This window comes from bacterium (assembly GCA_021372615.1).
In the GTDB taxonomy this organism is placed as follows: domain Bacteria; phylum Armatimonadota; class Zipacnadia; order Zipacnadales; family UBA11051; genus JAJFUB01.
On sequence record JAJFUB010000024.1, the window covers coordinates 16,856 to 34,747 of the forward strand.

Here is a 17,892-nt window from a genome sequence, read left to right on the forward strand (position 1 = left end):
CTGGCGCTACAGCGCCCAGTCCCCGCCGAACGGGCGCTCGCGCAGCCACTGGCGTAGCTCGCGGTGCTCGTCACGCTCCAGGTCGGGGTCGTCATCTACCAGCGCAAAGGCGTCCTCGCGGGCCTGGGCGAGGGTCGCCGTGTCGGCCAGCAGGTCGGCCATGCGCAGGTCCGGCAGGCCGCTCTGGCGGCTGCCGGCCATCTCGCCGGGTCCGCGCCGCCGCAAGTCCTCTTCCGCCACCAGGAAGCCGTCGTTGGTGCGCTCGAGCACCTGCAGGCGCTCGATCACGTCCAGGTCCTTCGCCCCGGTCACGAGCAGGCAGTAGGCCTGGTCGTGGCTGCGCGCCACCCGTCCCCGCAGTTGGTGTAGCTGCGCCAGCCCGAACATCTCCGCATTCATGATGACCATGCAGATGGCGTTGGGGACATCCACACCGACCTCGATCACCGTCGTCGCCACCAGTGCCTCCAGTTCCCCCGCCCGGAAGCGTTCCATGGTCTGCTCGCGCTCCGCGGCGTCCATGCGGCCATGCACCAGCGCCAGGCGCAGGCTGGGGAAGATGCCGCGCCGGAAGCGCTCGTACAGGTCCTGCGCGGCCGCCAGCCGCCGGTTCTCATCCGCCTCGATGATCGGGCAGACCAGGTAGGCCTGCCGCCCGCGCTCGACCACGTCGGAGACCATGCGGAAGGCCCGGCGCTCCTCGCGCAGCGTGAGCAGCTCCGTATGCACCGGTCGGCGGCCGGGCGGCAACTCGTCGAGGATGGAGACATCGAAGTCGCCGTAGGCCGTCAGGGCCAGCGTGCGTGGGATGGGCGTCGCGCTCATGATGAGGACATTGGGGCGCAGACCCTTGCCCACCAGGAGGGCGCGCTGGCGCACCCCGAAGCGGTGCTGCTCGTCAATGACGGCGACGGCGAGGTCGGCGAACTGCACGCTCTCCTGGAACACCGCGTGGGTGCCCACGATCAGCGGAGCCTGCCCCGACGCGATCTGTTCTTGCACCTGGCGCTTCGCCGCGCCGTTGAGGCTGCCCGTCAGCAGCACCGGCCGTACGTCCAGCGGCGCCAGCAGCTCTGTCAGCGTCCGGCAGTGCTGCTCGGCGAGCAGCTCGGTGGGGGCCATCATCACCCCCTGCTTGCCCGCGCGCACCGCAGCCAGCAGCGCCGCGGCCGCTACGACCGTCTTGCCCGCCCCGACATCGCCGTGGATCAGGCGGCTGGCCGCTTCGGGCCGGCACAGGTCGTCGAGCACCTCGCCGATGACGCGCTCCTGCGCCCCGGTCAGGGCAAAGGGCAGAGCCTCGCACAACTCCTCGAGCACCCCCTCGGTCGGCAGCGCCGAGGGCTCCACCGTCACCTTCGCCTCACGCCGCCGCTGGGCCAGCCGCACCTGCAGCAGGAACAGCTCGTCATACGCCAGGCGTGCCCGAGCCGCCCGGAGTGTCTCGTGGTTGGTCGGCAGGTGCACCTCGCGGTACGCCAGCGCCAGGGGCATGAGCCGCCGCCGCTCGGTGATCTCGCCGGGCACGCGGCTCTCGGGGTAGTCCGTGCAGGCCTGCAGCGCCGCCAGCACCAGCTTGCGCATCACGACCTGCGAGAACGGCGGCGCGCTGTAAAGGGGCACGATACGGCGGACGTTGAGCTCCTCGTCCCGGATGATCTCCACCTCGCTGACCGCCAGCGACGCCTCGCCCTTGTGCAGGCGGACCTGGCCGGTGACCACCAGCTTCGTGCCGGGCTCGAACTGCGTCGCCCGGTACGGCTGGTTGAACCAGGTCAGACTGATGGGGTCGCTACCGTCGGTCGCGGGGACGAGTGCGAGCTTCTGTCCGGCCTTGAAGGCGACACGGCCCTCGGCCGTCACGGTGACGAGGAGGCAGGCCGACTGGCGGTGCTGCAGCAGGCGCACGGGCTGCGGCTCGCGTCGGTCCTCGTAGCGGAAGGGGTAGTACTGCAGCAGGTCGCCGACCGTGGACAGGCCGACGCGGGCGAGGGCCTCGGCGCGGGCCGGGCCGATGCCGGGAAGATGCAGCAGGGGGGAGCCCCAGCGCAGGGGGCCCTGCCGAGGGCCGACGGCGTCCTCACCCCTGCCCCTCTCCCTCGCGTCGCTACGCTTTGCTCCGGAGAGGGGAACGACCCCGCTGGTGGCCGTGCGCTCGACCAGGCCCCCGAGACGCTCGACCTCGGTGACGAAGGCCTTGCGCTGTGGCAGGCCCATCTCGGCATAGCGATCGGCCTCGACCCGCAGACGCGCCAGCGCGTCCCGCAGGCCAGGGTCCGCTATGTGCGCTGCCGCCCGGTCCACCCACTGTTGCACGAGGCCGGCAAGCCCACCGACGATCGCGCGATCGGCGTAGTTCTGCCGACGCTCGAGCTGCAGCGCCTGCGTGGGCAAGCGCCAGGGCTGGTTGGCGGGCGGGGAGGGGCGCATTGAGGACTGTTCATTCGTGGCAGAGCGCACCCTCGCCTGCCCGGTTCGGCAGCACGGGACCGGCGCATCCATCACCGTGCCGATCCCGTGCCTGCCGCCGTGGGTGCTACTTCGCCCCCTGATCGTGCGGACAGCACACCGTCATGGTCGCGTCCGGCGAGGCGTTGCCCGCCTGATCCGTCGCACTGACGGTGATGGTGTAGGTGCGACCGTCGCGGTCGTTGCCGTTGCGCCAGGCGATCAGCGACACCGTGGCGCTGAACGAGCCGTCAGGCCCGAGCGAGCCAGTGAGGTCAAGGCTCTGGGACGCCTCGCCATACTCGTCGGTGACCGCCAACGTGGCGGTCTGCACACCCGATTCGCCGTCCCTTATGCTCCCGGTCACCAGCACGTCAATCGCCTTGTGGTTCGGTGGCCACAGTATCGCTGGCGCGGCAGGGCTGAGCGTGATGGTTGGTGGCGTCGTGTCCGGGGGCGTCATCGGCAGCGTCGCCAACCCGATCCCTCGGCCGAGAGAGCCTTCGCCGGTGAAGTACATCCTCGCCTCGGAGCCGGTCAGCACGATGCTGGGCGTGTACGTTCGCGACGAACGCCAGGCAACCCCGTCACTGATACTGAAGATGGGCGTGGGGTGCTTGGTCCAGCTGATCCCATCCAGCGAATGGGCATACCCGATGCCCTCATGCCCGCGCGTGCGGCCGCCGCTGTAGAACATGCGGTACTCGCCGCCGTCCTGGAAGACCGCGCAGAAGGTGGCATATGTGTCATCCCAGGCGCCTGACGCGCCCAGGCCCAGTACCTGCTTCCCCTCCAGCGCGGAGGGCACGCCCCAGAGCACGCCATCAGCCGAGGCGGCGAGACCGATCGTCTCCCGGCCGCCGTCCGTCTGGTCGTAGTACATGACGTACTTGTTAGCGAAGAGGTTTTCGGGGTCGAGGACGCTCAGGCCGGAGGGGTTGTAGAACACCTGGCAGGGGCCGTACGTGCCGCGCGTGAGCCCGGAGCCGGTGATCAGCCGATTCGGCGCCGGCAACTGGGCACACACGCCGGCCCCCGTCCAGTTGACGCCGTCGGTGGACACGGCGTGCCCAATGCCGGTGATCGCGTATATCGTCAAGGTCCAGTACCACATCTCGTAGTTGCCAGTGTCCGGGTTGTGGATCACCTGAGCGTGATAGACGCCGGATGGCAGCCCGGTGCACGGCACCCCGGCCCCCCACGAGAGGCCATCGGCGGAGGCGAACAGGCGCATGCCGCCGGACATCACCCACATCTTGTAGGCGCCACCCTCGAGCAGGACGCAGGGGTAGTACGTGCTGGCGCCGGGGTTGAGCACCGGGCTCCCCGGGTGCTCCACCCAGGCCAGGTAATCCACCGGCCCGGCTGCTTCCGTCCTCACCCGACTGCCACCCTCTCCTCCGCCCCCACAACCGGCAAACCATGAACACGCTGCCGCAAGCAGAACCATGGCGCAGAGCCTGTCAGTCCATCGCATCATCTTTCTCCTCTGGATCAGGATCACGTGGTCTATCGCGTGCCTGGCGGCCTTGCGGCCCCAGACACTGCTGTCGCCTGGGCCTACGAACCTGTGATCGGCCCGGGAATCGCGCCGACACCACCCCCTTGGGCGTCATGGTAAGCATTGCTGAAGGTTGCCGGAGGTCTTGCTGCGATGGCACCGGTACTACGCCCGGTACAGCCCCCTATCCCCTGTGGCTTCGTCCAATGGTGTTGCCCGTGCCAGACAGACACAGGCAAGTAGCACATCACGATTGTACAAGTTCCTGGTGGCTTTGCGCAATCCTCTAGGTGTTCTGGACATTATCTTGAGAATTCTGGGGGCGGCAGTCGGGCGTCCCAACACTGCCTCGCGCAGCGGGTGAGCGATCGGCGAGGGGACAGCAGAGCGGGGTGGTGCTTCAGTGGATGCCCAGGGCCTGCTCGGTCTCCGAGTGGGCGTGTTTCCAGGCGTCGAAAATCCCCCAGGCGTAGAGGGCCACGTAGATCAGGCCGCAGATCATGACCAGCAGCCACTGACCCGCACTGGTGCCATCCACCACGGCCTGCGCCGACTCGCGCTGGGCCTCACGGGCATTGGGGCTACCGAGGGTGAAGCTGGCGCTCACATAGGGCATGACGACGCTGAGCAGCAAGATGACAGCCACCGCAGCCCCGCCCAGGATGCCCAGGCCCTTCTCCTGTTCCCGGTTGTAGAGCTGCCCCAGACCGGGGAAGAGCAGGGCGTTGAGCACGGCGTTCAGGGGTCGCCGGGCGCCGGCGTGATGGGCGGAGGGGTCGGCGATGACCTCATGGATGAGCGCGGCCCGGCGCTCCTCGGGCGTCTGGGCGAGTAGGGCCGTGCCGAACTTGCGCTCGGCATCGGCGTTGGCCGGCTCGATCTCCAGGGCGCACTTGTAGTGCTGCCGCGCCCGGGCCACTTGGCCGTGGGCGGCGGCGACATCGCCGGCGAGTTCGTGGGTGGTGGTGCTCTCCGGCCACCGCTTGAGCAGCTCCGCGGCCCCGCGCGCGGCCTCAGCCTGGCGGCCCAGGCGCAGATGCAGCGAGACCTGGTCCACCAGTCGGGCGAAGTCGGCCTCTGCCGCTTCAGGCGTCGGTTCGGGATCGGGGGGGGTGTTACTCAAGCGGGTGACGGCACCTCGATCTCTTCGGCGTCCATCCACAGCCGTCGCAGATCGTAGTAGTGCCGTGCCTCCTCTTCGAAGATGTGCACGACCACGTCAAGATAGTCCAGGATGATCCAAACGCCGTCGCGCAGGCCCTCACTGTGCTTGAGGAACACGTCCTGCTCGCGCATCTTCTCTTCGATGCGCTCGGCGACGGCCTGGCAGTGCACCTTCGAGCGGCCGTGGCAGATGATGAAGTAGTCCGTGATGGTCATGACCTCGCGCATGTCGAGGGCGACCACGTCCAGGGCGCCGCGGTCCTGGGCTACGCGGGCGATCTCAATTGCCTTCTGGCGTGAGTCCAGCGTCATTCCTCCCTTGGCTGCTCGGCAGCCGGTAGTCCTGGCCCAGGATGACCTGCAGGCTGGGTGCGGTCCCCTCGGGCTCGTCATCCAGCTCCTCGGTCTCGCCGGCCCCCAGCGCCAGGGCGGCAGCCGTCGCCATGTCCTTCTGCCCTTCGGGATACAGGACCTTGGTGGACGCGACGGTCTTGGTCGTGGGCTGGGTGGCTGTCACCTTGAAGCCGGCCTCGGCCAGCAGTTTGCCCGCCCCCGTCGCCAAGCCGGGCCGCTCCGTGCCGTCCTTGAGCAGCACTACGCGAACGGCGACGGGCCGGCCGGCCAGGTGGTCGTCAATGTCGTCCAGCATGCGGCTGAAAGCATCGGGGATGATCTGTGAGTAGTAGATGCCGCCGGAGGGCGCCGCCGCCACCGGCAGCGTCACTGACGTGATGTCGGTGGAGGTCATCTCCTTGAGCAGCCGCCCCAGGTCGGCGCACTCCCGCCACGACAGCGAGGTATCCACACAGTCCATGATCTGCCCGCCCGCGCGCAGCAGCGCCGGGAGGTTCGTCACGCGGAGCTTCTGCTCGAGGATGGCCCGTAGGAACTGCTGCTGCCGTTCGGCGCGACCCTCATCGCCGTCACCCAGTCCCCCATAGTTCGACTTGCGGTAGCGGCAGAAGCCCATGGCTGTGTAGCCGTCCATGTGGTGCATGCCGGGGGTGAGGTGGATGTGCAGGTTGCCCCAACTGTCATCGTAGTTCATCCCCCGCCCCTCGCCCTCGATGTCGCGCACCAGCAGGTCCACGCCCCCGAGCGTGTCCACGGCCTTCACGAAGCCCTCGAAGTTGACCTTGATGTAGCCGTCTATGGGCGTCCCCAGCAGCAGTTGCACCGTCTGCAGCGTAAGCTTCGGGCCGCCGTAGGCGTACGAGTGGTTGATCTTGGTGCTGCCGTGGCCGGGGATGTCGCAGCGCGTGTCGCGCGGGATGGACATGATCGCCCCGCGCTTGAGGGTGGGGTTCAGCCAGAGCACCATGAGGGTGTCGGAGCGGCCGACCTCGCCGGGGCGGTCGTCGGCGCCCATGAGCACCAGCCGCAACTGCGACACACCCGCAAACGGTTCGGGCAGCGCGGCCAGCTTGCCCTGGCTGCCCTGGTCAGGGGACAGCCCCCCGGCAGACACGGCGACATCATCGTACAGGCCGAAGCCGCCGGCCGCCACGATGAGTGTCGCCATGAAGTAGACGAAGAAGTCCTTGGTCGTGTGCTTGGTCATGGATACCCGGGAAATGAGAATTCGAGAGCCGGTGCGGCTACGGGTGCGCGAGGTCCTTGCCGATCGTCACCTGTATCTGGGCTGTGCCCGGCGGCGCCTCCCCGGCGCCGACATCTTCCTGGATGGTCCCCGCGCCCAGCGCCGTCGTCAGGCGTTGGGCCTCTGCCTGCATGTCGCCGCGGTACAGCACCGTCGTCTGCTGGTGCCCTGCGGTGGGGGCGTTGCCAACCCGGACCACGACGAAGCCCTCGGACTTGAGCTTGTCAGCGGCCTCGGCCGCGGCGCCCGTGACGCCGGAGCCGTTGAGGACCTCGACCCGCGTCGGCTCCATATCGCCCTGCCCCGCGCCCTGCAGGAACCGCTCGGCCTCGGCCATCATCTGCTGGTACTCGTCGTCATCCAGCACACAGTAATAGACGCCGCCGATGCGCGCATCATTGCCGGGCAGTGTCAGGCTCTTGAGCGCGCCGGGCTGCAGCTCGCGCATGAAGCGGGCCAGGTCGAGTAGCTCCCGCCACGACAGGTTGGTCTGCACGCAGCGCTGGATGGCGCGCCCGGCCTGGTAGAGCGCCGGGAGCTTCGTCACCCGGAGCTTCTGGGCGATCAGGGCCTTGAGTAGCTTCTGCTGTCGCTTGGCCCGGTCGAAGTCCGTGCCCCCCTTGCCGGGAATGTTCGACAGGCGGTAGCGTACGTAGCCCATCGCCTTGTAGCCGGTCAGGTGCTGGTAGCCCGGCTTGAGGTGGATGACCAGACCGTCCTGCGGGCAGTCGTAGTTCATCCCCCGGCCCTTGCCCTCCACATCCTCCACCTCCAGATCAACGCCGCCGAGGAGGTCCACCGCCTTCACGAAGCCCTGGATATTGATCTTGATGTACCCGTCGGTCGAGATGTCCAGGAGCTCCTCGACCGTGCGGCGGGTCAGTTGCACGCCGCCGAAGTGGTAGGCGTGGTTGATCTTCTGGGCGCCATGGCCGGGGATCTCGGCGCGCAGATCGCGCGGGATGGACAGGAGCGTGGCCCGGTCGGTCGCCGGGGCGACCTGCAGTACCATCAGCGTGTCGGAGCGCCCGCGCTCCTCGCGGTCGTCGGCCCCCATCAGCACAAGCCGCAACCGCTCTACCCCGGCGAAGGGCGGCGGCAGCGTCTCGAGCACCGACCCCTCCGGCGTGCCGGTGCCGGCGAGGGCCGAGTGGTCGTGCAGCGTGACGCCGCCGATGGCGACGACCGCCCCGGCAAGCACGTAGATCAGGAAGTTGCGGAAGGCGGACATGGTGGTGACAGGGGGCGAGATGCTACCGTCCCCGATACAGGCCATTCTCTTGAATGTAGTCGCTCACGGCCTCCGGCGTCAGGTAGCGAATGGACTGCCCCTGCGCTATGCGCTGCCGCAGCTCGGTGGATGAGATGTCGAGTGTCTTGACCGCCAACGGCTCGACCTTGGCTGCCCGCTCCGGCCCCAGCACCCGTGCCAGCTTGTCCAGGTCATAGCCGGGGCGGTGCACGGCCACCAGGCGGCACTCGTCGAGCACCGCGTCAGGCTCCCGCCAGGTCATGATCTCCAGCACGGCATCGGCGCCGGTGATGAAGAAGATCTCCAACGCCGCGCCCCGCTGCCGCCGCAGCTCGCGCAACGTCTCGATGGTGTACGAGGGCCCCGCGCGCTCCAGTTCCAGTCGCGACACGGTGAAGCGCGGGTTGCTCGCCACCGCCAGGGCGGTCATCTGGTAGCGGTGCTCGGCCGGAGAGACGGCGCCGGCAGGCTTGTGCGGCGGCTGGCGGCAGGGCATGAAGATGACCTGCGACAGGCCGAAATGCGCGGCAACTTCCTCCGCAGCAAAAAGGTGGCCGTGATGGATGGGATCGAAGGTCCCGCCCATGACGGCCACGCTGGTCACTGCCCCATCGGCGCCGCACCCGATCATCCTCGGGATTCTAACCCCAACCCCACCCGCCTTGCAAGAGGCGCGCCAGGTGTTCCCGGTTCCGGCAGTCTGCGAGGCACCCCGCCCTATGTCACGGACGGCTGGAAGCCCTCCCCGCGGCCCGTTCTCACTGCCGCTCGATGCGGAAGTCATCCAGCCAGAACTGCTGGCCCTTCTTCCCGTTGGCGTTGGTGTAGAACCAGAACGTCCGCAGCAGCTTGACTCCGGGGTAGGCTTCCCGCAGCCACCGCACGTCCACCGTCGCCTCGTGCCACTGGTCGTCATCCATCAGCTTGACGCGGTCGAGGTCCGGGCAGCCGCCGTTATTGCGCGAGGTGGTACCCCCGACGTACATGACGCTCCCGCGCTGCTCGGACTGCATGGCATCCAGCCGGATACCCACCGGCACGCCTGGCGGGATGCGGTACGAAAAGCGCACCATCGGGAAGCGGTCCAGGTCCCACCACGGCGGCTGCAGCAGGCAGCTCAGCGTGGACTTGTCGTCGGTGGCGGCGAGACGCAGGGAACGCTTCCCCGTAGCCGCCGTCGTGTCGTCAATCCGCGCCTCGGCGTTGCGCTGCCGGTGGGTGTACCACCAGTAAAACCACTCTTCCAGGTTATCCGTCTCGAACCCCGTCCTGACGATAGGAGCGGTCGCCGTGCCGAGGGTGGGGATGCGCAGCGCCGGGGTCGGATGTGGGGCGGTATACCATCGCTCGCGCTCAGCCCCGGCTTCATAGGCGCCGATGTCCGGCGCCTGGCCGACATAGGGCAGCGTCACGGCGTCGCCGGCCTTGAAGGTCACCTGGCGGTCCAGCTTGAGGGTGCTGGCTTCGTCATCGACCTGCACGACGCGCGCTGGCTGCTTCTTCGGGCCGATGAACACGAGGTCGCCGACCTCGCCCGGGATGCCGAAGCCGTCATAGAACGGGCGCGCGTCCGCTACGGGCACGGTGTCACTCGCGCCGGCCGCGGTCGTCACGGTCAGCGGCGTCCCGGCGTCGCGGGCAGCGCTGCCCTGCTGCAGGCGGTAGTCGTCCGCGTTGGTGTCGGCGAACTTGGGGTCGCCATCACGGTTGCCGGCGAACTGTGCCGGGAGCTGACGGTTCGCCTCGGCGGCGGTGCGCAGGCTGCTCTGCGGACGCTCGGGGATGGGCTGGGGCCAGGCGTAGCGGATGGACGGCAGGGCGGCGGGTGGCGCGCCCTGTGCGCCGGGCCCCGCCGCCGCCGCACCAGGGCGGGGTGGCGCCGCAGGCGCCGGGGACCCCGCCGGAGGGTTCCAGAACAGATTGCTCACAAAGCGGTTGTCGGCGCCGATACTGGCCCCCAGGTTCAGTTGCACCCCGTCCCCGCCGGGGTCGTTGCGGGCGAAGAGGTTGTTTTGCAGCACGTTGCCGCGCACCATGTGCGGGTCGGGCTGGGCGGCGATGTCGAACATCTCGAAGCCGGACTCGTAGTTCAGGAAGAACGTGTTGTGGTACAGACGCGAGTTGGCCATCCCGAAGGGGTCCATGTCCCCGTACTTGTAGGCGTGGATGGTCAGGGGCTGGTACCAGTTGCGGCAGATCAGGTTGCGGCGGAAGATGCCCTCCCAGATGAACAGCTTGGCCCGCCCATCCGCCGAACCGCTGCCATGGTAGCCGTTGGTGATGACGCAGCCCTCGAAGAGGGTATGCGGGGCGGTGAACAGCTCGAAGTTGCGGCCCCAGCGGTTGTCGAAGACGCAGCCCCGCAGAACATTGTGGGTGGAGTCTATCCACAGGCAGCACGGGCAGTGGCCGGCCTGTGAGAAGCGGCAGCGCGCGATGACGTTGTGCGTGCTGGCGTTGAGCTGGAACATGTTGCCATTGACATGGCCGTTCGCGTCCAGCTGCACCGCCCGGGAGATGTCCAGGTCCTCGAAGCGGCAGTAGTGGCAATCCTTGACCAGGGCCGGCACGTAGCTGCGCCGCCCCTGCTGCATCCGCAGGCCCGCAAGCCGCACGTTGTGGCAGCCACTCATCTGCAGCCACATGTGGTTGGTCGGGCACAGGTCGAAGCCACTGATGACCAGGTGCTGCTTGTCCTGCAGACGCAGGCACATGGGCTGGCCGTCCGAGGCGGTGCCGCCGACGAGTCGGGCCCCCAGGGGCTTCTGGCTGCGGAAGGTGATGGGCTTGCCCGCTTCCCCCGAGGCGGCAGGCTCGATGACTCCCTCATAGTCGCCGGGCAAGAAGGTGACAACATCCCCGGGGCGGGCGGCAGCGTTGGCCTGCGCCATGTTCCACGGCGCCCGGAGCGTACCGGCGGCGTCGGCTTTGCCGTTGGGGGCGACGAAGTGCTCAGTGGCCATGGCGGCACTCCCGGCGATCAGCATGCAGAGCACACAGCAGGGCTTCATGCGCGCCTCCTCTCGGGGCAGGTGCTTCAGCGTCGGCGGCCCGGCGACCTGCAACGCAAAGCGGCGGTCGCCACGAGGGCGGCCGCCGCCGGGGGAGCGCTGGGACCGGGTCAGTCGCCCTCGGTGATGGTCCACCAGCCGGGCTTGCTGTCCTTGAGCCACTTGGCGTGGCCGTCGCAGAAGGCGGCGTTGAAGCCGTCATTGTGCCGCTCGGCGATCAGGGACAGCGAACCAGTATCCATGATGTCCAGCAGATGATAGTCCTGCGAACCCGCGGTGAACATCTCGGCGCCCTTGGACTCCGTCAGCATGATCGTGTCGGCCGGCGACTTGATGTTCCCCATGCCGCTGTCCACGATGGTCGCGATGGTCGCGTGGTTGGCGTCGCGGTTGATGCATGGCAGGCAGTACGAGCAGTAGGCCGGGTTCGGGTCGCTCGGCATGCGCAGCCGAGACTCAGACCACGAACCGGAGGGACAGACGACGCACTGGTAGTTCTTCACGTACGGCTGGATCATGTCATACCACCAGCGCAGGTTCACCTGGTACGGGTTGTAGCGGTAGTAGCTGGGCAGCCACTCGTCGTAGTCCTGTGCGTACTGCAGCATCCCCAGCCCGAGCTGCTTCATGTTCGACAGGCAAGTGGTCTGCCGGGCCTTCTCGCGCGCCTTGGCGAATACCGGAAACAGGATGGCGGCCAGGATGGCGATGATGGCGATGACGACCAGAAGCTCGATCAACGTGAAACCCTTACGCATGACTCGTCTCCTCTCAGATGACGTCAGTGCGGTCTTCACACCGGGGATTCCGTCCCCGCGCCGCATCCTCCTGCTGGCGACGGGGCGTGCGGTCCGCAAGAAACCCGTGAGGGGACTCCCCCCGCTAACGGGGCGTGAGTAGGAAGTAGTCCAGATTCAGGTGGGTGCTGCCCTGGCCCGTCACTCGCAGCGTGTGCTCGCCGGCGGCCAGCTTCAGTGACGGCGCCTGCGCCGTGCCCGTCAGTTGCAGGGCCGCCCACTCCTGGGCGCCATAGCCCCACCCGCCGGTGCCGGGGAACTTGACCAGCCCGAGCCCTGGTGGCGTCTGGCCGTCGAGCGACACCGAGCGCAGGTCCGCTGGCTCCTGGGAGGCCGCCCGTATGTACAGATCATACGTCCCCGCCTGCGGTACGGTGAGCTTGTACTCGAGCCAGTGTCCATCCCCCGAGTTGTTGAAGATGCTCTTGCCGCCGTGGGTCTGGAAGTGCTTGTCGGAGATGTCCACCTTGCCGCCGCCCTCCGCGGCGAAGGCCTCCGCCTCGATCACCAGGCCCTGTTCGGGCATGGCCGCCAGCCGCTTCGGCTCCAGCGCCGCCTGCACCGTCTCGAACGCGATGGCCTCCACCGGCGAGGCCGCCAGGCTGTAGCTCGCCACCGTCAGGCTCAGGGGCGTCGCTTCCGCCATGGCCACGGTGCGCTGCGCCGCCAGTTGCTGCGCCTGGGCCTGCCAGCGATCCAGGACGGTGGTCCCGACTGTGAGCACCGGCTCAACCTGCGTGGCGCCCTTCAGCCGCAAGCTCGCACGCATGATCGCTACCTGAGCCGGCACCGACCCCTCGGCTGTCATCCCCTCCAGCGTGAAGTGCGCAGTGATGCTCCCGGCCTTCTTCCCGTCCATGAGCACCGGGATCGCCTGCCCGCGTGGGGCCTTCTGGTACTTGCCTTGCCAGGCCACGTGGGCCGCGTGCGTCCCGGCCGGGAGTTGCAGCGTCACGCAGCCGGCCTGGGCATCCCAGGCCATCTTCGCCGCCGGCAACTGCCCCTCGTCCAGCCGCGCCCACTGCGCTGCCTGCGGCAGATGCACTGTGACCGCAACCGCATCTCTGGCGTCATAGGTGAGCACGATGCGGTCGGGCCAGTAGCGCACGGCGTACGCTCCCGGCGCCGTGGCCGACAGCAGGCAGCCGCCGTCCGCCAGGGCCGTTCCCGCGCCCCAGACGAGGCCGGAGGCCCACAGCACGCTCAGCAGACCCAGCAGATGCAGTCGTTTCATCGTCGCTCCTCGTTGCCTGTTCCCGCCTCTATCCGGGAACCACTTCGCGCAAGTACACCCGTCGCCCTTCCCGCTGCGCGAGGCGGGCCGCCGTCGCCACCGCGATGTTCTCGAGCATCTCGGCGCGCGGTTCGGTGGGCTGGCCTGCGCGCACCATCCGCGCGATGCGCCGCAGGATCTCACCGGCACCCTCGGGGAACTCGAAGTCGCCGATGTTCCCCGAATGGATGGCCCCCTGCGCGCCGAAGGCGCTGACATAGAACGAGCAGTGCCAGGTTGGCCCGGCGTCACAGTTAAGCATCACACCATGCGAGGGCCGGTCCGCCCGGCCGCCGTAGTCCAGGTGGATGTACGACAGCTCGCCGGGCCCCATCGCCTCGACCGCCGCGACGCCGGGGCCGAAGACATGCTGGGCGAGACTGACGGCGTGAATGTGCCCCGCCATGGCCGCCCCGCCGCCCTTGATGGAGCCGTAACCGACCGGCCACACCTCCTGCAGGCGGTCGCGGAACCAGCGCGCCTGTGGCACGGTGCGCAGCATCGAGAGGGACATGACCGGCGCCCCGTGCGCCGCGCCCAGGTCCAGGAGCGCCAGTGCGTCGTGGTACTCGTAGGCCAGGGGTTTGTCCACGAACGTCGGCACACCCTTCGTCAGGCCGGGCGTCGCCAGCTCCAGGTGGGTCGAGCCGTCGCCGTTGCAGTCGGGGATGAAGACGAGGTCCACGTCCTCGGAGCAGTCGGCGAAGTGGTCGCACACCTGCGCGCCAAAGATGTGCGCGACGGACTCGGCGCTCTCGCGGTCCGGGTCCCAGCACTTGACGATCTGGAACTCCCACACCTGCGGCGCGGTCATGGTGCGGGGGTCGTTGTAGTGGGTGTAGTGGTAGAAGAACGCCGCTTGCCCCCGGTCCTGGCCCATACCGTCGCCACGCAGGACCAGCGGGTCATGCTCGGCCATGAGCACAGCATAGTACAGGGCGTGCAGGTCGCAACCGACCATCCCGACGCGGATCTTGTCCATGGACCAGCCTCCGGACGAGGGGTAGCGCAGTATTGGACGCGCACGGGCCGCTCCCCTCTACCCGCACCCCGCCGCTGCGCGGCGCCTCTCTCCCGGCGACTGCAGGTCGCAGGAGAGAGAGGCAGGGGGGAGGGCCTCTTCCGCCCTCATCCCCGCCGCAGTATAATCATGCCAGCAACCCACGGGAGACCCGTATGGACACCGACACCGCCGGCCCTGCCATCGCCGTCGTCTTCATGATCGTCATCTACGGTGGGATGTTCCTGTTCGTGATTGCGGCCATGGTGCTGTGGATCATGGCGCTGGTGGACGTGGTCAAGCGGCAGTTCAAGGAGCCGAACGAGAAGATCGTGTGGGTGCTCATCATCGCCCTGACGCACTGGATCGGGGCGCTGATCTACATGCTGATCGGCAGGAAGCAAGGCTGGCTGCCGGAGGAGGCGTACTACACCCCGCCACCCGGCGCCACGCCGCCGTCAGGCCCCGCCGGCTAGGGGGGACCTCCGCCGCCCGCGCCGGGTGCGGCCATCTCCAGCAGCCGCGGCGGCGACTCGGAGAACCTGAAGCGGTAGCACGCCCGCGACGGCGGCGCGGCGCCGACCGAGCATGTCACGCGCACCGTGTACAGCATCGGGATCGCCACCCGCAAGTCTCCGAACTGCTTGGACAGACCCTCCACGTGCACGTGCGTCCCCGCTGGTGGAGCGGGCAGGGCGGCGTATACCGCCCGGAGCACCTCCCGCCGCACCGCGCTATCGCGCAGGCGGTTACTCGCCATCGCCTGCAGCAGCACGAAGGACGCCGCCACGTACAGCCCCACGCCCACCAGCGCCACAGTGCGCACGCGACGGCGCGGGCGCGGCGTCAGGGCCCACTGCACCAGCAACCCCACCAGCAACGACAGCCCCACCGACGGCAGGTACCCATAGCGCGGCGCGCGTGCGTAGAAGTAGATGAAGGGCAGGAAGGGCAACAACCCCAGGACACTCCACAGGAGCCCCAGCCGCACCCGCTCTCGCCCCCGCACCAGCCCGTACCCCGCCAGCAGGCTCAGCCCCAGCAGTGGGACCAGCGACGCCTGCCCCACCGCCGCCGCCACCGACGGCGACAGCACCCGCTGCAACAGCGCCGCGAACGTCTCGAAGCGCAGGTCCGGCAGCAGCATCTGCGGGGGCACCAGCAGCAGGTTCGTCACCATGTGCAGGCCGGGCCAGTAGTCGGTGGAGCCGTACTGGATCGAGTCATGGTGCACCCCCACCCCCACGCGCCAGGCGATGTGCGCCAGCACCGGCAGCGCCTGCCAGGCCACCGCCAGGGCGGGCCGGTCGCGGTACAGCAGGCGATCCAGCACGACCAGCAACGGGAACACCACCAAGGCGTTCTCCTTGCACAGCGCCGCCAGCACTCCGAGCAGCACCGACAGCGGCAGGGCCCACCGGTGCCCCTCGCGGTAGCGCAGCCACAGCAGCGTGGCGGCGATGACGAGCGTCGCCGCCAGCACATGATGGGCGGACTGCGACCACGCCACGGCCTCCTGGTGCGAAAACAGCAGCGCGAAGAAGACCCCGGCAGTGGACGCGGCCCGCAGGCCCACGCGCTCCGTGGGCCGCGCGGCCGGCTCCGCCGACATCAACACCCGCCACACGAGCCACGCGACCAGCACGGACGCGATACTGTGCAGCAGAATGACCGTGGCGTAGTAGGGCCAGGCCGTCGCGCCGAAGGTGCGATAGAGCGTGCCGTACAGGAGGTTATAGCAGGGGGTGACGCCGGCCTCGCCATAGGCGAGGCTGCGGCCGGTCATCCAGTCGTGGGCGACCTTGAGCCAGGCGAAGTCATCGTTGCGGAAGTACGCCCCGAGCATGCGCACATAGCCGGCCCACGCGGCGAGCGCGGGCCACATCGCCAGGGCCAGGAGCGGGCCGCAACGGCCCGGCGCGCGCCAGTGGCAACCGATCATCCCGACGTGGAACCTGTCCATGCCGACCCCCGGGAACAGTTTGGGGAGTTATTGGACACCGGGGCCGCGTCTCCTGCCGGGCGGAGGGGCGAGGAGGGCTGAGAAGGGGAGAACAAGGCGCGGACGGCGTTGCCGCCCTGGCCCCGCCGCAGTATAATCGCCGCGGCCCTCATCCAGGGGAGTATCCGAAGGGCCGGGTGAGAGGCCGTTGGAGGGGCCGGCTATCAGCCGGCCCGCCGTCTGTGGCCGCCGCAGCAGCTAGGGAGGGGAAGCTTGCCATGCGTAAGCCGAAGTATGGTCCACTGACCGAGCACCTTCAGCGCCTGCCGGGGAGTCAGCAGGAGATCACGCTGGCATTCGCGGAGATCGAGGCAATCATCGGTACTCCTCTGCCTCCTTCGGCGCGTGAGCACCGAGCATGGTGGGGCAACGAGAAGAGCCCCAGTGCGCCTCAGAAGGTGGCGTGGCAGGCCGCCGGCTGGGCGGTCGCGAAGGCGCAGTTGCCGGACGAGCGAGTGGTCTTCGTGCGCACTCGCGCGGACCGGCATAGCGCTCAGACCAGTACGGCCGTTGTCATGCCCGTCGCGGGCATCCCCACCGTGCCCATCTCGCTTGTCTGGTCGGGCTACCACGTACAGACGGAGGGCATGGAGCCACAGCAGCTCGCGCGGGATGCAATCGAGGGTATGCGGCGTCTTGGTCTGCCTGAGACCGACTACTGGCCACGCATGGACGCGTTGGCTGCCATGTGGAACGACGACCCGAAGTGGTGCCGCACCTTCTGGATGGAGACAGCGCAGCATGTCAGCCCGAAGGGGCACCCCTTCTTCCGTGCCGCGTTCGCGAACCTACTGCTCGGGGAGAAAGACTACGCCTGCCAGTACCTTGCGTATGCCTACTGCGAGGACAAGGGCTACTGCGATGGCGGCCCCGCCGCCGCCAAGCAACTCTCCGCGTACGTTGCGCTGGCCCTGCTGCAGGAGTACGAGCAGCTTTCGTTATCACCTGAGTTCGCCCGCCTGTTCGAGGTGTCTTTCGACGCCGCGGTGTTCGGCACCGGTCCGGATGCCAGCAAGGTGAGGGACGCGGTCCGTGTCGTCGCCACCGACGACTACGCGCATCACTGCCTCAGCTTGTACGACGAGCTCCGTCTGTGTCTGGATCTGCGTCGGCAGTTCGCGTCGGTCACACTGATCGGGGCCATGGTGGAGGCCCTGCTCTGCTCGCGGTTCTCGACTCCAAGTGGCGGGTCCGGCACCGCACTCGCAACTGTCGATCGGCTAACTCTGGGGCAACTGCTATGCCATGCTCAGACGCACGCTCAGGCAATTGCGTTGCCGGAGCCGCTATTGCAGGTGTTCCACGTCCTTGCTGAGTTCCGGAACCGCGTACATCCAGGCAACGAGCGCCGCAAGGCGATGGCCGACCGAGGCCTGACACCGCGGATCGCCCAGACGGTTAGCACGCTTATGCAGCTGGCCCTCATCGAGTGGGCCGAGCACATCGCGCAGCGACCACCGGATGCACACCTGACGTAGGAGAGGTAGCCATGCCATCCATCCGCATCGCCATGGTCGGCGCCGGGTTCGCTGCCGACTTTCACTGTGAAGCCTACAAGCAGGTCAAGGGCCTCGACTGCCAGGTCGTCGCCGTCACCTCCGCCCGTGCCGAGAGCCGCGAGGCCTTCGCCCGCAAGCATGGCATTCCCGGCGTCTACGCCAGCCTCGAAGAGCTGCTCGAGCGCGCCGAGGTGGATGTCGTGGATATCTGCGCGCCGACCAACGTGCACGGCCCCGACGCCGTGCTGGCCGCGCAGGCGGGCAAGCATGTCATCGTCGAGAAGCCGCTGACGGGGTATACCCAGGAGCTGTGGGACGCCAACCTTCTACCCCCCCCTTCAGGGG

At 68.4% G+C, this 17,892-nt stretch carries 15 protein-coding genes; 3 read left to right on the plus strand and 12 right to left on the minus strand.

Going from position 1 to position 17,892, the window contains the following annotated elements; translation table 11 throughout:
* Nucleotides 1-6 precede the first annotated feature (6 nt).
* From recG to LLH23_03915, 11 genes are all read right to left on the minus strand, one after another.
* The gene (gene recG, locus LLH23_03865) at nucleotides 7-2,430 is read right to left on the minus strand and encodes an ATP-dependent DNA helicase RecG (GenBank protein MCE5237609.1); all 2,424 of its coding nucleotides are present in this window, start codon (nucleotides 2,428-2,430) and stop codon (nucleotides 7-9) included.
* 106 nt (nucleotides 2,431-2,536) lie between these two features.
* Nucleotides 2,537-3,829 carry a hypothetical protein gene (locus tag LLH23_03870; GenBank protein ID MCE5237610.1) on the minus strand — a complete coding sequence of 431 codons (1,293 nt, stop codon included), beginning with the start codon at nucleotides 3,827-3,829 and terminating at the stop codon, nucleotides 2,537-2,539.
* Nucleotides 3,830-4,349: 520 nt separating this feature from the next.
* Nucleotides 4,350-5,072, minus strand: coding sequence for a hypothetical protein (locus LLH23_03875; GenBank protein ID MCE5237611.1), 723 nt, complete (start codon nucleotides 5,070-5,072; stop codon nucleotides 4,350-4,352).
* Nucleotides 5,069-5,425, minus strand: coding sequence for a ribosome silencing factor (gene rsfS, locus LLH23_03880; protein ID MCE5237612.1), 357 nt, complete (start codon nucleotides 5,423-5,425; stop codon nucleotides 5,069-5,071). Before rsfS ends, LLH23_03875 begins: the two co-directional genes overlap by 4 nt.
* Nucleotides 5,394-6,674 (minus strand): LCP family protein, encoded by a 1,281-nt coding sequence (locus LLH23_03885; GenBank protein MCE5237613.1) that lies wholly within the window; start codon nucleotides 6,672-6,674, stop codon nucleotides 5,394-5,396. Before LLH23_03885 ends, rsfS begins: the two co-directional genes overlap by 32 nt.
* A gap of 37 nt (nucleotides 6,675-6,711) precedes the next feature.
* Nucleotides 6,712-7,944 (minus strand): LCP family protein, encoded by a 1,233-nt coding sequence (locus LLH23_03890; protein MCE5237614.1) that lies wholly within the window; start codon nucleotides 7,942-7,944, stop codon nucleotides 6,712-6,714.
* 22 nt (nucleotides 7,945-7,966) lie between these two features.
* On the minus strand, nucleotides 7,967-8,596 hold the full coding sequence (nadD, locus tag LLH23_03895; GenBank protein ID MCE5237615.1) for a nicotinate-nucleotide adenylyltransferase: 630 nt from the start codon (nucleotides 8,594-8,596) through the stop codon (nucleotides 7,967-7,969).
* A 127-nt stretch (nucleotides 8,597-8,723) separates the two neighbouring features.
* Entirely contained in the window at nucleotides 8,724-10,976 is a 2,253-nt protein-coding gene (locus LLH23_03900) for a right-handed parallel beta-helix repeat-containing protein (GenBank protein ID MCE5237616.1), read from the minus strand.
* A 110-nt stretch (nucleotides 10,977-11,086) separates the two neighbouring features.
* On the minus strand, nucleotides 11,087-11,734 hold the full coding sequence (locus tag LLH23_03905; GenBank protein ID MCE5237617.1) for a DUF1559 domain-containing protein: 648 nt from the start codon (nucleotides 11,732-11,734) through the stop codon (nucleotides 11,087-11,089).
* Nucleotides 11,735-11,858: 124 nt separating this feature from the next.
* Complete coding sequence (locus tag LLH23_03910) at nucleotides 11,859-13,007, minus strand: carbohydrate-binding protein (GenBank protein ID MCE5237618.1); 1,149 nt, start codon at nucleotides 13,005-13,007, stop codon at nucleotides 11,859-11,861.
* Between the two features lie 28 nt (nucleotides 13,008-13,035).
* The gene (locus LLH23_03915) at nucleotides 13,036-14,028 is read right to left on the minus strand and encodes a Gfo/Idh/MocA family oxidoreductase (GenBank protein MCE5237619.1); all 993 of its coding nucleotides are present in this window, start codon (nucleotides 14,026-14,028) and stop codon (nucleotides 13,036-13,038) included.
* A gap of 194 nt (nucleotides 14,029-14,222) precedes the next feature.
* On the opposite strand from LLH23_03915, the gene LLH23_03920 reads away from it, so the two are divergent.
* A complete protein-coding gene (locus LLH23_03920; protein MCE5237620.1) occupies nucleotides 14,223-14,522 on the plus strand; it encodes a PLD nuclease N-terminal domain-containing protein in 300 nt (99 codons plus the stop codon).
* Here the strand turns inward: LLH23_03920 and LLH23_03925 are convergent.
* On the minus strand, nucleotides 14,519-16,009 hold the full coding sequence (locus LLH23_03925) for a hypothetical protein (GenBank protein MCE5237621.1): 1,491 nt from the start codon (nucleotides 16,007-16,009) through the stop codon (nucleotides 14,519-14,521). The two genes, LLH23_03920 and LLH23_03925, sit on opposite strands and share 4 nt — an antisense overlap.
* A gap of 257 nt (nucleotides 16,010-16,266) precedes the next feature.
* On the opposite strand from LLH23_03925, the gene LLH23_03930 reads away from it, so the two are divergent.
* Nucleotides 16,267-17,526: a hypothetical protein gene (locus tag LLH23_03930; GenBank protein ID MCE5237622.1), complete on the plus strand. Its 1,260-nt coding sequence runs from the start codon at nucleotides 16,267-16,269 to the stop codon at nucleotides 17,524-17,526.
* 11 nt (nucleotides 17,527-17,537) lie between these two features.
* Nucleotides 17,538-17,892: Gfo/Idh/MocA family oxidoreductase (locus LLH23_03935; protein MCE5237623.1), on the plus strand; the 355-nt coding region annotated here is incomplete at its 3' end.

Coding starts and splice junctions, on each gene's coding strand:
- recG (MCE5237609.1), bottom strand. CDS start 2,430: ATGCGCCCCTCCCCGCCCGCCAACCAGCCCTGGCGCTTGCCCACGCAG.
- rsfS (MCE5237612.1), bottom strand. CDS start 5,425: ATGACGCTGGACTCACGCCAGAAGGCAATTGAGATCGCCCGCGTAGCC.
- LLH23_03885 (MCE5237613.1), bottom strand. CDS start 6,674: ATGACCAAGCACACGACCAAGGACTTCTTCGTCTACTTCATGGCGACA.
- LLH23_03890 (MCE5237614.1), bottom strand. CDS start 7,944: ATGTCCGCCTTCCGCAACTTCCTGATCTACGTGCTTGCCGGGGCGGTC.
- nadD (MCE5237615.1), bottom strand. CDS start 8,596: ATGATCGGGTGCGGCGCCGATGGGGCAGTGACCAGCGTGGCCGTCATG.
- LLH23_03900 (MCE5237616.1), bottom strand. CDS start 10,976: ATGAAGCCCTGCTGTGTGCTCTGCATGCTGATCGCCGGGAGTGCCGCC.
- LLH23_03905 (MCE5237617.1), bottom strand. CDS start 11,734: ATGCGTAAGGGTTTCACGTTGATCGAGCTTCTGGTCGTCATCGCCATC.
- LLH23_03910 (MCE5237618.1), bottom strand. CDS start 13,007: ATGAAACGACTGCATCTGCTGGGTCTGCTGAGCGTGCTGTGGGCCTCC.
- LLH23_03915 (MCE5237619.1), bottom strand. CDS start 14,028: ATGGACAAGATCCGCGTCGGGATGGTCGGTTGCGACCTGCACGCCCTG.
- LLH23_03920 (MCE5237620.1), top strand. CDS start 14,223: ATGGACACCGACACCGCCGGCCCTGCCATCGCCGTCGTCTTCATGATC.
- LLH23_03925 (MCE5237621.1), bottom strand. CDS start 16,009: ATGGACAGGTTCCACGTCGGGATGATCGGTTGCCACTGGCGCGCGCCG.
- LLH23_03930 (MCE5237622.1), top strand. CDS start 16,267: ATGCGTAAGCCGAAGTATGGTCCACTGACCGAGCACCTTCAGCGCCTG.